Here is a 14,643-nt window from a genome sequence, read left to right on the forward strand (position 1 = left end):
CCGAATGCCCGGAACCTCGTCAATGACGCCATCTGGGGGCGCCAGCATCGAGGAGTTGGGCCTTCGTGGCACCCTTTTCCTGGCCGCACTGTTGGCCGCGCAGCTACGACGCATACCGGTGGCGCCCACACGCCGCTCTACCTTGCTGGTGCTGGACGCGCTGCGAGACTTGGCCTTGATCCAAGTTCCCTGGCCAGCGGATCGATGGCAGATCCGACCCGATGCTGAGGTCACGCCCATCGAAGATCTGCAATGGGCTTTCGCCTGCCTGCCGGTGCTGCCGATCTGCAAGCACGACGTCAGCGGCTGAGCCAGCGGTTAGAACCGCTGGCCAAGCGCCGCTCGCATCCTACCGATGCGGCCATGGCACACACCCATCTTCTGCGCTTGGGCTTCCTAGCCGATCCGCACGATCCGCAACGGCAAGCCGAGATCGTCAAGGGGTTCAATACGTTGCTGCGTGAAGTCGAGAGGCTGCCCGATTACCCGGTGGAGTCGCTGTGCGAGACGATTTCCGTGTTTGCCCAACTCCCGTTCACGGTTGAGGGGATCGATGCCATCGCCGATCGTGCTGGCGAGTTGGTGGGCCAGCGCCTCGGCGCGCACGCTCAAGCGCGCCAGCTATTGGACCGCGCAACACACAAGGTAGAGAAGAAGGCGCCGGAGGAGGCCTTGCGCTTGCTGGGGCGTGCTATTGGGCTGCTGCAGCGACAGCACTCCCGTGAGCTTTACCTAGAAGGAGCCTGGATCGCCTCCCAAGCGTATTGCGAGGTGGGTTTGTTCTGGGCAGCCCGCGCGCACTTGCTGCTGGGCCTGAGCCGTTCGTTGCGCAGCGTGATCGAGGATGCGGAGATCTCTTTCGACTCGCTCAACTTCGCATTGCGGTTAGCCTGGGTGGAGTTGGCGGCCGGTCGCTTGCCGCTGCTGCTGGAAGCCTTGGCGTACGCCGATGTCATGGCCAGTGCACTGGACTTGTCCGACCACGCCAAGACGGCTTACTTCGACGAACGGCAAGCCATCGAAGCTCGCTTGGCCTGGGCAATCGCACAAGCCACACCTGAGCACGCGCGCGCTATCTCAATCGCACCGCCTATCCTGGCCGAACGTCAACTGGACTTGGCCGAGCAGGTCACCTTGGCGTTGCTTGGTCACCCGCAACAAGCCTTGAAGGACATGACCGATGGGACCGACTTGGCCGCGATCCAGGCGATGGATTGGAAAGCCGACGCAGGTCGCATCGAGTGGGAGGCAGGCCTCGCCCAGACGCTGCGCACACGCATCGTCGGGTGCGAAGTGATCGCTGAAGGTGTCACCACGTACGAATCGCATGCATTGGTGATGGCGATTTTCGCAGCCCTGGAAGGATTTGCTGCCACGGCCTTTGCTGATCGTCTGGCCCCAAGCAATGATCGCCTGCTGGTCAAGGTGGATGACTCCCAACATTCACGCTCGCTATCTGTGTCCCTGGACGAGGACGAATGCGGTGATCTAGTCCTGAGACTGGGCTTTGCCCGCGGGACGCTGTCGTCCTATGCAACTACAAAGGAGTTTCAGAAAAAGGCAGTCGAAGCGGTGGCGTACATCATCGTGCATGTTTGCACACCGGTTGGCCGCACCGACATGAAGCGCATGTTCTCCCAGGACGCCGTGCACGAGCGCGCCTTCAACCTGCTGCAGGCCGTGGCCTTGGACGACAGCTCTCTCCGCTCACCGGGTCTGGCCGCGCTCTGCCCGACGGATTGCGCGCCGGTGGAACTGCTAGATGGCGGCCGCTTCAAGGCGGCGGCGGATGCGGCGAGCGAGAAAGGCATGTGGGAGGTACCGATGCAGACCGACGCGCCTCCGGCTTACCTGCTGCAGTTCAACCATCGGCAAACGCGCATGGTGGGGGTGATCAACAGTCCTCTCGGCGCTGCGTCATTTCGAGATCGAATGGGGCGGCCACCTGCCCGCCACACCCGACAGCGTCGCCCGCTACCTGGCTGAGCAGGCGCCCTTGCTGGCCATCAACACCCTCAAGCAGCGTCTGGCGGCGCTGGCGCATTGGCACGGCGAACACGGCTTCGTGGATCCGACGCGTGCCCCCCTGGTACGCAAGGTCCTCAAGGGGATTCAGACCCTGCACCCACGTGTGGAGAAGCAGGCTACGCCCCTGCAGTTGAGCCAACTGACCCAGGTAGCCGACTGGCTGGATGCGTCCATTCTGGCCAGTCAGGGCCGCAGCGACCAGGCTGGCGCCTTGAGGGCCATGCGTGACCGGGCTCTGGTGCTGCTGGGCTTCTGGCGGGGATTTCGCGGCGATGAGCTGATCCGCCTGCGGATCGAGCACCTGACCATCGTGCCCAACGAAGGCATGATCTGTTTCCTGCCCCGCAGCAAGGGCGATCGGCAATCCCAGGGCAACACCTACAAGGTCCCCGCCCTATCGCGCTTGTGCCCGGTCACTGCCACTTCGCAATGGCTGCAGGCCTGCGCCATCACCTCCGGTCCCGTGTTTCATGGCGTCGACCAATGGGGACATCTCGGCGAGAAAGCGCTGCACCCCAACAGTCTGATCCCGCTGCTACGCGATCTGTTCACCTGCGCCGGACTGGAGGCGGTGGCGGGCTACAGCAGCCATTCGTTGCGACGTGGGTTTGCCGGATGGGCCAACGACAATGGCTGGGATGTGAAGGCCTTGATGGAATACGTGGGATGGCGTGATGTCCACTCTGCCATGCGTTACATCCAGGGTCGTGACCCGTTTGCACGGCACAAAATGGAGGCTGGCCTGCAAAGCCCCCCAGGCACTACCGTGGCGTTGCCTGGTCCGGCGGCCGAACCACCGCCGCAGATCACCCTCGTACTGCGTCTGCTGCTGACCCCGTTCACGCCCAAGGGACGCGGCGTTGCCAAGGCCCGAGCCCGGATGGAAGCCATGACGTTGGCACCTTACCGGGCGCACCGCCTGGACATGGACGGCACCCAGTACCAGCTGACCGCATCACCCGCCGACCCGCACCTTGGCAGTCCTCCAGGCCGAAGGCGTAGAATTGAATCCGGAAGTGTTAGGGGGCCTGTCCCCTTACCGGACCAGTCATATCAACCGGTTTGGCGACTACACCCTGGACCTTGAGCGAGAGGTGGCACCGCTTGAGTTTACCGAGATTATGATCGAACCAACGCTCAAATAGACTCTGACAACATTGAAGCGATTACAGGTGACGTATGCCGAAGAATGAGAGAACCGGGGCGAAAGTGGCCAGCAAGGCGTCCAAGACCCTGCGAAACAGTGCTGCGTCGAAGACCACCAAGTCTCTTGCCGGCAGTGCGCTGTCTCAATCGCGCACCAAGAACAAGTCTTCCGAACGCGCAGCATCACTGGCATCCAAGACGCTGACCAGCAAAGGCAGCTCCAAGAGTGCGAAAAGCTTAGCCGGCAGCGTGCTGACCCAGCGTTCGGCAAGTGCGTTTCCGGTCAAGTCCTTCGCCATCATCGGCAGCACGCTGTCGAAGTCAGAGCGTAGCGCTGCGGTCCGGAAAGTGGCCAAGAAGAAGTAGCCGACCATGGCAAGGACTAAGGCAGCAATCAACCCTGACTACGTCTTCATCAATTGCCCTTTCACGACAGACTATCGCGCCCTGTTTGATTGCATGGTCTTCACTATCCTGGCATGTGGCTTCCAACCGCGCTCCGCGCTAGAGGCGGCTGATGGCGGGGATGTCAGGATGGATAAGATTGTGCGTCTTATCAAAGAGTCGACCTACAGCATTCATGACTTGTCGGCGGTGGCGCTTGACGACACAAACAACCTACCCCGATTCAATATGCCGTTTGAGCTTGGGATGGTAATTGGTTGCAAGAAGATCGCTGGTCGCGCCTATGCCTCACGCTCGGTGCTTATCCTCGAACAGACAAAGTACACGAGTCAGAAATGTCTTTCGGATATCGCGGGCCAGGATCTGAAGGCCCATGGCGGCCAGCCGCAAACGCTGTGCCGAATCGTTCGCTCGTGGCTGGTGGCCGAGTCAGGCAGGTCGAAGATTCCTGGGCAAACGGCAATATTCAACGCCTATACAAGATTCTCCGCAGAGCTTCCCGACATCTGTGGCGCCGCAGATCTGGAGTACGAGGAACTGATTTATCCGGACCTCGTGGGCTTGGCCCAGCAGTGGCTGCAAGAACAGGCCAAAGCTTGAGGGCGTTCGCACTAGAGATGCGATTTACTGGGATCGAAGTGCGCAAGAATCCAATCGAATCAGCTAGTTGAGCGCAACTAGGCTGTTTTTCTCACGAATCCCTGCCGACCCTCGGACGTGCCTGCCGCGCTTACGCAGCGAATGGAAGGACTGATGGAAGGTGAAGGCGCGGCCCAGCGCGTCAATGGAGATATGCGTCCCACCCTGCGTTGCCTGTTTCACGGCCTCACCGACCTGAAGCGGCGTCAGACCAGTAGCATTGATTGTGAACTGGGCTCCCTCTTCCTTTGCCTTTTGAAGCTTGCGGTCATCGACATCTACGGCGACCACCAACGCGTCACTCGCACTGGCGATCTGCACTGCAGACAGTCCAACACCACCACAGCCATGAACTGCCACCCACTCGCCCGGTCGCGCCCTGCCCTGCGCCTGAACAGCGCGATGCGCCGTCATGTATCGACATCCCAAGGCCGCAGCAGAAACCGTGGATACCTCGTCAGGAAGCTTGATGCAGTTGAGATCAGCAGAGGTCACCGTAACGTATTCTGCCCAGCCACCATCGCGCATAACCCCTGCTACAACCCCGTTGTCGCACAGGTTCTGGAGACCTGCGCGGCAGTGCGGGCAGGTGCCGTCGGATTCATGAAAGGGAGCGGTCACACGGTCGCCGACCTTTACACTGCGCACCTGGTTCCCTACCTCAACCACAACGCCACCGATTTCATGTCCGGTGTTCGCGGGCAGTCGCAGATTGAGGCCGAGCCATGTCATGTCCTGGTTCCAGAAGTGCCAGTCGCTACGGCAAATGCCGCTTGCCTCAATCTTGATGATGGCCCCGTCTGGACGGGGACGCTCGATCGGCATCTCGATGACGTTCACGCCCCCCCCGGAAGGCGGTCATTTGCGCAATCCGCTTACGGCTTGTGCCGGCAGTAGCCTGCGAAGTGTGTGCGCCGCTTCCCAAGCCGTTATGGTTCCTAGGCGTTGCTTGAGCCAGCACGGCGGCTGCGGGCGCGGCGAGGAGGCCGGCCCCTACCATTTTTAGGGTCTGCCGGCGTCCGGCCTGGGTTGTTTCTGTCGCAGTCTCTGATGGGTTGTCGCTGGAGTTGTGCATTGTTGGCCATCCATTTAGGGCGATTGACGTATCAGGCGCTCAAGGCGCGCGACACCACGCTCCGAGCGTATCCATTCGGCCGCACCCATTACATGCCGTCATTGCGAATAGGCTGCTGAGTCAGACCGATGAATCACCGCGCCGCCCCCCTCGTGCAACCGGGGGCGATTCAGTGACGGCGCCTATTTATCAGGATGGCTCAGTAGTGAGTCCTTGCCTGCGGGCTTAATCCCGTGACGACAGCCTCTTAGGATCATCTAAGCCGCATAACGTCGGCTCCCCCTTCTACGGACGATCCATATTCGATGTCGCACGAAGATTCCTGCCAGCGTGAACGCACATGCCTCGGCGATGGGCCGGAAGCGGGCCGCAGCACAACGGCCGTTGAGCAGGAGCTGAGGGTCCTCCTGATCCTTAGTGCATTGATGTCGTTTGCATCAATCTCAACAGATATTTACCTTCCCGCGCTCCCGAGTCTGGTGGATGCGCTGCACACTACCGCAGCTTCGATCGAACTGACGTTCTCCGGCTTTTTGATTGGATTCAGCCTAGGCCAACTGATATGGCCCTTTGAGTGACCGAGTGGGCCGTCGCCGCCCTACTGCTGTTGGTTTGGGTCTGTTCGTAGTGGGCTCCGCGGGATGTGCCATGTCTACTACTGTTGAGCAGTTGACGGCGTGGCGCGTACTTCAGGCGTTGGGAGCCTGCGTGGGGCCGGTTCTATCAAGGGCGATGGTTCGCGACCTCTATGGCCGCGAGCAGGCTGCCAAGAAGCTGTCCACCCTAATCTTGATCATGGGCATTGCGCCGCTCGCCGGACCATTGGTCGGCGGTCAGGTGCTGGCGCTTGGCTCCTGGCACGAAATTTTTTGGCTACTTGCGGGAATTGGGCTGGTCACGGGTGCTTCGCTGTTCTGGCTTCCGGAAAGCCTACCTCCCCACCGGCGAGCACGCGCGCCATTGGTGCACGCCCTGAAGGACTATTGGATCCTCATCCAAGACCCAAAACTAGTCGCGTATGCGATGTCTGGAGCATTCTTTTATAGCGGCGTGTATGCCTTTATCGTCGGGACGCCGTTTGCGTATATTGATTTCTACGGCGTGTCTGCCCAGGCCTATGGCTGGCTGTTCGGCATCAATATTGTAGGGATGATGGCCGCGAACATGGCTAATGCCCGGTTGCTGCCACGTTTTCACAGTGATCAGATTTTCCGCGTGGGCGTAACCATACTTCTCGCATCAGGCGGGGCAATCGTAATTACCGGTGTGACCGGGATTGGGGGGCTGGCCGGCTTGGTGATTCCAGTACTCGTATACGTATCGATGAATGGCCTGATCGTGGCCAACTCCGTCGCCTGCGCCCTGGCAGATCACCCTCAGCGCGCCGGAGCGACGTCCTCGCTCTTAGGGGCGCTTCACTACGGGAGTGGAATATTCAGCGCCGCCTTGGTGGGGTGGTTCTCCGATGGGACCCCCGCGGCCATGGCGATAATCATGGGCGCAGCGGCCGTGGGGAGCTCGGCGTCGCTTGTTGTCCTGCTCGCCCTAACGTGGATCCACCGTCGAGCCTGCCAATAACAGACACGTGTAGAGCGATGGGTCCTGAAATGTCCTCGCTTACCAATTTTCAACGTAAATCAATCCAGGATAAGTAACATGCCCAGCATTAAATTGAAGAGCGCCGCGCTTGCCGCGGTACTTGGTGCAACGACCATGAGCGTAGACGAAGCCGACTACCGCAAGAATCCCTTTACCCTGGCCTATGAAGGAGCCATCACGGATAATGCACCTGGAAAAGTGAACATGTATCCGGTCAGGTACGTGCTTAATGGCCTGGAAATTGCGGCAAATGTGTACACTCCCGTAGGTTATGGGCGCGACCGCAAGTATCCGACAATCGTTGTCGCGCATCCAAATGGAGGTGTAAAGGAACAAGTGGCTGGGCTCTACGCGCAGCGTCTTGCTGAGCAAGGGTACATTGCCATCACGGCCGATGCCGCATACCAAGGCGGTTCTTCCGGCTCTCCGCGCTATGTCGACAAGCCGAAGAATCGCGTTGAGGACATCCATGGCATGGCAGACTTCATCTCCAATTATGCCGGCGTGGACGCATCACGCTTGGGATTGCTGGGTATCTGTGGTGGCGGTGGCTACTCGCTGAAAGCTGCCGAGTCGGACAAGCGCTTCAAAGCCGTTGCCACGATCAGCATGTTCAATTCCGGCCGCGTTCGCCGGAATGGATTTATGGACTCGCAGATTCCTACCATTGGAAAGAGACTGCAGGAGGCTGCCCAGGCGCGAGCGACTGAGGCTGCAGGTGAGGAAGTCCCATATGCGAATGCCGTTGCACTGACCGACGAGCAGGTTGCCAGGTTGCCGTTTGAAATGTACCGGGAGGGGATCGTGTATTGCACCAAGACCCATGCGCACCCAAACTCTGAGGCTCGCTACACGCTTAGCAGCATGATGGACCTGATGACGTGGGATGCAACTGATCAATTGGAGCTTCTTGATCAGCCGCTTCTCATGATTGCAGGCAGCCGGGCCGACAGCCTCTACATGTCCGAGGAGGCGATTCAAAAGGCCACCGGCACCAAGGACAAAGAGCTTGTCCTCATCGACGGTGCCTCGCATATCCAAACGTACTGGGTGCCGGAGTATGTTGATCAGATCTCGGATCGCCTGAAGAGCTTCTTTGGGCGAACCCTCTGATTGAATAGCCGTGATCGAGATACGTTGGCTTTCCGGTGCTTCTCAGTGTCAGAACAGGAAGGCAAAAGAACTGGGTCAACGCAATCGAGCTCAGCAGGAGTCTTGAGCGAGATTCGACAGGCCTACGGGGATCGGGTCTTAGGACCGGGTCCTCCGTTCCAGGGCTGTGAAGGCGTTATGTGGATGGTCCATCGATCGATTCGATTGGCCAAACTCTGATCTGCACTCCATCGCAGCCAGCTATCTCCATGCCCCTTAAAGTGAGGCGTTAGTTCGTGCGACTTGGCGTTTCACGTCGCAAGTCACAGCAAACTTGAACGGCTGTTGGCTCCTGAGATTGGTTGGATTGCAGGAGGCCAGAAATCTTCCTGGCGTGGAAGACATGCACAAGAAGCTCGAGAGTTCAGGCCCGTGGCCCGAGCCTCTCTTAGCAGCAGTGCCCCAGAGTGGCTGCACGCAGGTCATGTTGTCGACTTTGGCGCGTCTCTTACCTGATCACAATGTGGTTCGTGGATGCACTGCATTATCATTCTGCAAGTGCTCTGTCGCCGCTAGAACCATTCGGCGCAACGTCAAGTTGGCTGCTCCCCTGCTCCCCTGCCCCCCGGCAGGCAAGCGTCAAGCTTCGCCCGGATGAAGGCTGCGCGCCCAGAGCTCTATGAATTCCTCTTGAGCTCTGGTCTCAACTGCGCCGGGCCTGGCGTGTCGCACCATGTGGATGGCATCCGACGCCTTCTTAGCCTCTCCAGACTGTAGCAAAAGCATGGCAGCCACCGTTCCAGCGCGTCCGAGTCCGCCCTTGCAGTGGACCACGACCTTTTGTCCACTTCGCATGTCGGCGACGAACTCTGTACTTAGTTGTAGCCAATCTTGGAGAAGCCTGTCATCTGGTGCTGCTCCATCAGTGATTGGCAATCCATACCATGAGATGCCCTTCGCCGCCGCTACCTCCGGTAAGCTCTCGATTCGAAGGTCTTTGAACTCCCAAGGTTCAAGCAGGGAGATCAGATGCTTAGCACCCCAGTGGCGAATCGCCAAGATGTCCGCTTCTAGGTCTCTCGCCCACGCTCCAGTCATGGATACTTCCTGGTACTTGCCGGGCGCAAATGTCACGCCAATGCCCCCTCCGCAGGCCCCGACGGGGAGTCCTGCAATCAGTAGCGGGTGGCTCAAACTGGTGCGCATCATATCGGCTCTCCCAACCTGCCTGAACGCGTTGCCTTGTGCTTTGGAGCGTTGCAGTCCATTAGCACCACAGCAAGGATATCGTAATTGCAGATATCGGAGAACCAGATGGAGTTGATGACGCTGCGTATCGGAAAGTCAGATAGACAGGCGGTGGGCAGGTTGATATCCTGACGGTTGGTATCGCGATTTGAGGGCTCTGTGGCCTATGTCGTTAGCCAACCGACCCTCATCCCGCCTTGGCCTGAACTGGACAATTTCGTTCGTTCAATAGGCCCCTTTCTTGCGTGCGCGTGGTGCGCGCTAGAACGCTCGAGAACCGCGAGTTCACCAATAGCTGCTGAAGGATTGGCCTCGCAGGCGCTTGACACGCTTGCGACACTGCGCGTGCTTCATCGGGTGCCAATCGAACGTTCTCGGCTTGCTGCAAGATCTCTGTATGAACCCCTAGCGTGGTCCTACAGGTCTCCGTGGTCTAGCAGTGACTTAAACCTCGAAGCGGCATTGACCAGATCACTGACCCAGTGGTCGGCCGAGTGCGCGCCCGATGTGAGGAGGAGTCTGGGTGTTTCAATCGCATCCACTGAAGCTCGAGCGTATTTGGCAAACCTTCTGCGGAAACATCGGCTGGAACCACAGCTTGGAGACAGGCTTCAGTCAGTTGGATCGCCTGAATGGCACGCACTCAGCTTAGGGCGAAAGCGCTACGTACTGTGGGCGAGCATGCGAAATTCTGCGTCGGAGTTCATACAAAGCGGTCTAGATGAAGATGCCGCGAGGCGAGCACTGGATCGCGAGATCAAACGCAGATGCATCTGGTTGGCTGGACGAGATCAAGCTGGAACCCTCGACCTGAAGGATTTTTGCTTCTTGCCAGGTCAAGGTTGGCGACGGCCGTTGATCCTGGATGTTGCGATGGAGACTTTCCTGCCGTTGGGCATGAGCTACTGGCTGGAAGCTAGCAGCAGCTGGAAGCTCTAGTGCTGGAGGAAATACTCCAATCCCGGGGGTGCGCCAAGTACCCAGGAATTTTGGCTAGTGGTGTGAGGAGCCGACTTGCTGTCGATGCGACGTATGGGGGGGCTTAGGCCACGATTGCCGTGGGTATAACACCCCATTCTGCATTGACGGATTTCCTGCGTAGCGTTGGATCTTGCTTGAGCCTGTTTGGCCTTGGAGACCTATCGTCCACGGTATGCAAGGGAGCCTTGGCGTCGTCGAGGATCAGCTTGCGGCTCTGCAGGCAGTGCCTGAGCCACTCCATGTACTCGGACACCACCGTGATCGTGCCGGTGAACGGCGCCGGTCGCTCGCTTCGGCGATATCGGCTGCTCCCCGGCAAGCAAGGGACACAAAGCAAGGCCGTGAGGAACCACTGCCCCAAGCAAATCGTACGCAGCGAGGTCCTCGGGATTAAGGCGATGTCTGCGCAAGGGCTACTGAACCTAGCTCATGAATGCGAGCGGTTCTTTCAGCCTCCACTGGCGCGCCGATCGCGCGCCGCGCGTCGCCTTCGCGCGCACAGCAGCCGCTCGGCGTGCACCAGGTCGTCCAGCGAATCGATGTCGCACGCGATGCCGGCATCGCTCAGCGGCAGGTCCAGCACCTCGCCGTGTTGTCTGCACGCGCGCACGATCGCCGCAGCGCCTACGTCGCCCGACAGGCCTACCAGCGACTCCAGGTATTCGCGTCGGAAGCCGACCGGGTGTCCTGGGCGCTGTCGATGGTGGGGGACGACGATGGCGTGGTCTTCCAGGGCGCGGGCGACCCGCTGCAGCGACGTCGCGCGAACCAGCGGCAAGTCGCCGGGCAGAACGAGCCACCCGAAGGCGCCGGCCGTCGCCCGGACGCCCATCGCGATCGAATCGCCCATGCCCGCGGTGCGTCCAGTCGGGCGCACTAGGTGCCAGTCGAGGCCCGAGGATTCGACCGCACGCAGGACGTGCCACAGCACGGGCTTGTCATCCAGCAGCGCATCGAGCTTGTGCGTCGTCGCGCCCGAGGCGAGGAATCGCTCGCCTCGCCCCGCGGCCAGGACGATTACGGTGAGTCCGGTGGCCGTGGCCGGCGCGGGCATCAAAACGCCTCTGTCTTGCCGGGGACGCCGTTTCGCGCCGCGGCCACGTCGGCTAGGACGGACAGCGCCAGCGAACCGGCGTCACGCGCCTTGGGGAAGATGCCGATCGGCGCCTTGATCCGGGCAATGTCCTGCGCGAGATAGCCAAGTCCGGCCAGCGTTCGGACGCGCACCTGGTGCGTCCGGTGGCTGCCGAGCGCACCGATGTAGAACGGCATGGCCGCCAAGGCGGCCTGCAGGATGGGCAGCTCGCGGTCAAGGTCATGGAAGAGCAGGACGACGGCGGTGTCCGCGTCGATCAGCGCAGACAGGGCGCCCGGTTCGGCGCCGTCACTGGCATGGACCTCGTAGCCGGCGGCCTGCGCCAGCCTGGCGGTCACCTCGGCTTCGGCGGAGCGGCCGAGGATCAGCACACGGGTGCAGGGCCGGTAGCCCACCTCGAAGCGCTGGCCCTTCCAGCCGGTGCCCACACCGTGAGCCAGGCTTTGCAGGGTCTGCTGCGCGGGATCGTAGCGCAGGCCTGCTGGCCTGCGCTGTTCCGCCGCCGCCAAGACCGCCCACAAGGGTTGCGCGCAGCGCAGCCTGTGCAGGCTCAGCGTGATGCCGCCGCCACAGGGCAGCACGATGTCGATGTACGGTGACCCCTGGCCGTAGCGCATTTGCCGGTCGCCGCCCAAGGCGATGACGTCGAGGGCCTCGAAGGCGACGGCGCGCTCGACGCAGCCACCCGAGACGAAGCCGCAGTACAGGCCATCCTCCCGCACGGCCATGTGCGCACCCAGCGGACGGGCTGCGCCGCCGCGGATCTCCACCAGGGTCACCAGGACCGTCGCCACGCCGCCAGCGAAGGCATCGGCGGCGAAGCGCAGCACGTCGAGGCTGTCGTCGGTCAGGAACGCTGGATGTGGCGTAGGCGCTGGCAGATCGTGGTTGGCCATCTCGGCCGGGGCTTGTTGTGGCACTTCATCACCGTTGGCACAGCGGACGCTCGGGGCATGACGGCATGCGCCATCGTGCAGGCCGGTTGCGGGTCGGCAATCGGCCGGCGAGAGCATCGGTGGAGGTTGGTACGCGAACCGCCGCGCACGTCGTCGGCGCGACCGCGGCGCACGCGCCAGCCACGCGCATTGCAGGGCCCCAGGTGTGGCGGAGGCTGCGCCCAGGGCCACGTCGCTCAAGCGAAGGTAGGCATCCGCTTGAGCAGCTTGTCCAGCGTCACGGGGTAATCGCGCACCCGCACGCCGGTGGCGTTGTAGACCGCATTGGCGATGGCCGCGCTGACGCCGCACAGGCCGAGTTCGCCCACGCCCTTGGCCTTCATCGGCGAAGATGCCGCATCGGCCTCTTCGAGGAAGATCACCTCCTGCTCCAGGATGTCGGCGTGGACCGGGACTTCATAGCCGGCCATGTCGTGGTTGACGAAGAAGCCCAGCCGCTTCTCCACGGCCAGTTCCTCCATCAGCGCCGCGCCCACGCCCATGGTCATCGCGCCGATGACTTGGCTGCGCGCGGTCTTCGGGTTGAGGATGCGGCCGGCAGCGCACACGGCCAGCATGCGCCGCACGCGTGGCTCTCCGGTCGCCATGTCCACGCCGACCTCGACGAAGTGCGCGGCGAAGGTCGATTGCTGGACCTTCTTGTCCAGATCCCCGAACTCGATCGAATCCTCGACGGTGATCGTGCCCGCACCGGCGGCCTGGGCCAGCGGCACGCTGCGGCCGCCGACGCGCACCTGCCCGTCGGCGAACTCCGCCTGCTTGGGGTCGAAGCCAAGCCGCTGGGCCACCGTTTCGCGCAGCTTGACGCAAGCCGCGTACACGCCTGCGGTGGAGCTGTTGGCCCCCCATTGGCCGCCCGAGCCGGCCGAGACCGGGAAGTCGGAATCGCCCAAGCGCACCACGACCTGCTCCATCGGCAGGCCCATCATCTCGGCGGCCGTCTGCGCGATGATCGTGTAGCTGCCAGTGCCGATGTCAGTCATGTCGGTGTCGACCGTTACGATGCCACGCGGGTCCAGATGCACGCGCGCGCCGGACTTCATCACCAAGTTGTTGTGAAAGCCCGCGGCCACGCCCATGCCGACCAGCCAGCGCCCGTCGCGCACCTGGGCCGGCCGGGGATTGCGCAGGTTCCAGCCGAAACGCTCGGCGCCGGTGCGCAGGCACTGGACCAGCTGGCGCTGCGAAAAGGGCCGGTCGGGATTCGACGGATCGACTGGGTGTCGTTGCGGATGCGAAACTCCACCGGGTCCAGGCCGAGCTTCTCGGCCATCTCGTCCATGGCCACTTCCAGCGCCATCAGGCCCGGCGCCTCGCCTGGCGCGCGCATCGCATTGCCCTCGGGCAGATCGAGAACTGCCAGGCGCAGCCCGGTCAGGCGGTTCGCGCCGGCATAGAGTAGATCGGTCTGCTGGACCGCGCTCTCCGGCTTGCCGCCGGGCAGGTTACCCGACCAGCTTTCATGGGCGATCGCGGTGATCTTGCCGTCCTTCTCAGCGCCGATCCGCAGGTGCTGGATGGTGGCTGGCCGGTGTGTGGTGTTGTTGGCGACGAACGGCCGCGGCAGCGCCAACTTGACCGGCCGCTTCGCGGCGCGGGCGCCGAGGGCCGCCAGGACGGCATCGCTGCGCAGGAACAGCTTGACGCCAAAGCCACCGCCGATATACGGCGAGACCACGCGCACGTTCTGCTTGGCGATGCCCAGCGTGGTCGCCAGCTCGCTGCGGCACCAGTCGATCATCTGGTTGGAGGTGCAGACGGTGAGTTTGTCGCCGTCCCAGGCGGCCGTCGAGGTATGCGGCTCCATCGGAATGTGCGACTGGTCGGGCGTCGTGTAGGTGGCGTCGAGCTGGACCGGCGCGGCGGCGAATGCCGCGGCGAAGTCGCCCAGCCGGTTATCGGGTGCGCGCTCCTGCGGGCCGGTGACGGTGGGCTTGGCCTTGGCCAGATCGTAGGCGCCGGGTTCGCGGCGATAACGCACGCGCACCAGCGCGGCGGCGGCGCGCGCCTGCTCGAAGGTCTCGGCGACGACCACCGCGATGGCCTGGTGGTAGTGCTGGATCTCCGGGCCGCCGAGCAGCTTGGCGGTGTTCATCGCCCCCTTGTCCAATCGGCCGGCGTTGTCGGCGGTGACGATGGCGAGCACGCCGGGCGCGCGCCGGGCGGTTCGCACGTCGATCGCGTCGATGCGGCCCTTGGCGATGGCCGAGCCGACCACGTAGCCGTATGCCGCGTTGGGCACCGCGTCGTGCCATTCGTAGGCGTAATGGGCGGTGCCGGTGGTCTTGAGCGGACCGTCGATGCGATCGTGGGCGCGGCCCACGACCTTGAGCTGGTCGATGGGGTTGTCGGTCGCGGGGGTGTCGAATTTCATGGGC

Annotated in this window: 11 protein-coding genes and 3 pseudogenes; 9 read left to right on the plus strand and 5 right to left on the minus strand. The window is 62.1% G+C overall.

Annotated elements, in window-relative coordinates:
* The first annotated feature begins 4 nt into the window (after nt 1-4).
* The 6 genes and pseudogenes from V3B30_RS04980 to V3B30_RS05005 all read left to right on the plus strand — a co-directional run bounded on the left by V3B30_RS04980 (nt 5) and on the right by V3B30_RS05005 (nt 4,179).
* The gene (locus V3B30_RS04980; protein WP_239496571.1) at nt 5-310 is read left to right on the plus strand and encodes a hypothetical protein; all 306 of its coding nucleotides are present in this window, start codon (nt 5-7) and stop codon (nt 308-310) included.
* Nucleotides 253-1,986 (plus strand): hypothetical protein, encoded by a 1,734-nt coding sequence (locus V3B30_RS04985; protein WP_159054960.1) that lies wholly within the window; start codon nt 253-255, stop codon nt 1,984-1,986. The genes V3B30_RS04980 and V3B30_RS04985 overlap by 58 nt, the downstream gene beginning before the upstream one ends.
* A pseudogene (locus V3B30_RS04990) lies at nt 1,907-2,995 on the plus strand (site-specific integrase); the annotation flags it as partial. The gene V3B30_RS04985 and the pseudogene V3B30_RS04990, both read left to right, overlap by 80 nt.
* 1 nt (nt 2,996) lies before the next feature.
* A pseudogene (locus V3B30_RS04995) lies at nt 2,997-3,173 on the plus strand (Tn3 family transposase); the annotation flags it as partial.
* 34 nt (nt 3,174-3,207) lie between these two features.
* Nucleotides 3,208-3,540 carry a hypothetical protein gene (locus V3B30_RS05000; protein ID WP_199849295.1) on the plus strand — a complete coding sequence of 111 codons (333 nt, stop codon included), beginning with the start codon at nt 3,208-3,210 and terminating at the stop codon, nt 3,538-3,540.
* A 6-nt stretch (nt 3,541-3,546) separates the two neighbouring features.
* Nucleotides 3,547-4,179 carry a hypothetical protein gene (locus tag V3B30_RS05005; RefSeq protein ID WP_107379595.1) on the plus strand — a complete coding sequence of 211 codons (633 nt, stop codon included), beginning with the start codon at nt 3,547-3,549 and terminating at the stop codon, nt 4,177-4,179.
* A gap of 63 nt (nt 4,180-4,242) precedes the next feature.
* Here V3B30_RS05005 and V3B30_RS05010 read toward each other — a convergent pair whose 3' ends face one another.
* On the minus strand, nt 4,243-5,058 hold the full coding sequence (locus V3B30_RS05010) for an alcohol dehydrogenase catalytic domain-containing protein (RefSeq protein WP_107379596.1): 816 nt from the start codon (nt 5,056-5,058) through the stop codon (nt 4,243-4,245).
* Nucleotides 5,059-5,598: 540 nt separating this feature from the next.
* Between V3B30_RS05010 and V3B30_RS05015 the strand changes: the two genes are divergently transcribed.
* The 3 genes from V3B30_RS05015 to V3B30_RS05025 all read left to right on the plus strand — a co-directional run bounded on the left by V3B30_RS05015 (nt 5,599) and on the right by V3B30_RS05025 (nt 8,005).
* Entirely contained in the window at nt 5,599-5,871 is a 273-nt protein-coding gene (locus V3B30_RS05015) for a hypothetical protein (protein WP_199849296.1), read from the plus strand.
* Nucleotides 5,872-5,875: 4 nt separating this feature from the next.
* Entirely contained in the window at nt 5,876-6,871 is a 996-nt protein-coding gene (locus tag V3B30_RS05020) for a multidrug effflux MFS transporter (RefSeq protein WP_199849297.1), read from the plus strand.
* A gap of 78 nt (nt 6,872-6,949) precedes the next feature.
* The gene (locus V3B30_RS05025) at nt 6,950-8,005 is read left to right on the plus strand and encodes an alpha/beta hydrolase (protein WP_107379597.1); all 1,056 of its coding nucleotides are present in this window, start codon (nt 6,950-6,952) and stop codon (nt 8,003-8,005) included.
* 618 nt (nt 8,006-8,623) lie between these two features.
* On the opposite strand, the gene V3B30_RS05030 is transcribed toward V3B30_RS05025, so the two are convergent.
* From V3B30_RS05030 to paoC, 4 genes and pseudogenes are all read right to left on the minus strand, one after another.
* On the minus strand, nt 8,624-9,082 hold the full coding sequence (locus V3B30_RS05030) for a cyclin-dependent kinase inhibitor 3 family protein (protein WP_239496572.1): 459 nt from the start codon (nt 9,080-9,082) through the stop codon (nt 8,624-8,626).
* Between the two features lie 1,579 nt (nt 9,083-10,661).
* Nucleotides 10,662-11,267 (minus strand): NTP transferase domain-containing protein, encoded by a 606-nt coding sequence (locus V3B30_RS05035; protein ID WP_107379599.1) that lies wholly within the window; start codon nt 11,265-11,267, stop codon nt 10,662-10,664.
* Nucleotides 11,267-12,205, minus strand: coding sequence for an XdhC family protein (locus V3B30_RS05040; RefSeq protein ID WP_107379600.1), 939 nt, complete (start codon nt 12,203-12,205; stop codon nt 11,267-11,269). Before V3B30_RS05040 ends, V3B30_RS05035 begins: the two co-directional genes overlap by 1 nt.
* Before the next feature lie 236 nt (nt 12,206-12,441).
* Nucleotides 12,442-14,639: pseudogene (gene paoC / locus V3B30_RS05045) on the minus strand (aldehyde oxidoreductase molybdenum-binding subunit PaoC).
* Nucleotides 14,640-14,643: the final 4 nt, after the last annotated feature.

It is taken from the genome of Stenotrophomonas sp. SMYL41 (assembly GCF_036319965.1).
GTDB lineage: Bacteria > Pseudomonadota > Gammaproteobacteria > Xanthomonadales > Xanthomonadaceae > Stenotrophomonas > Stenotrophomonas maltophilia_R.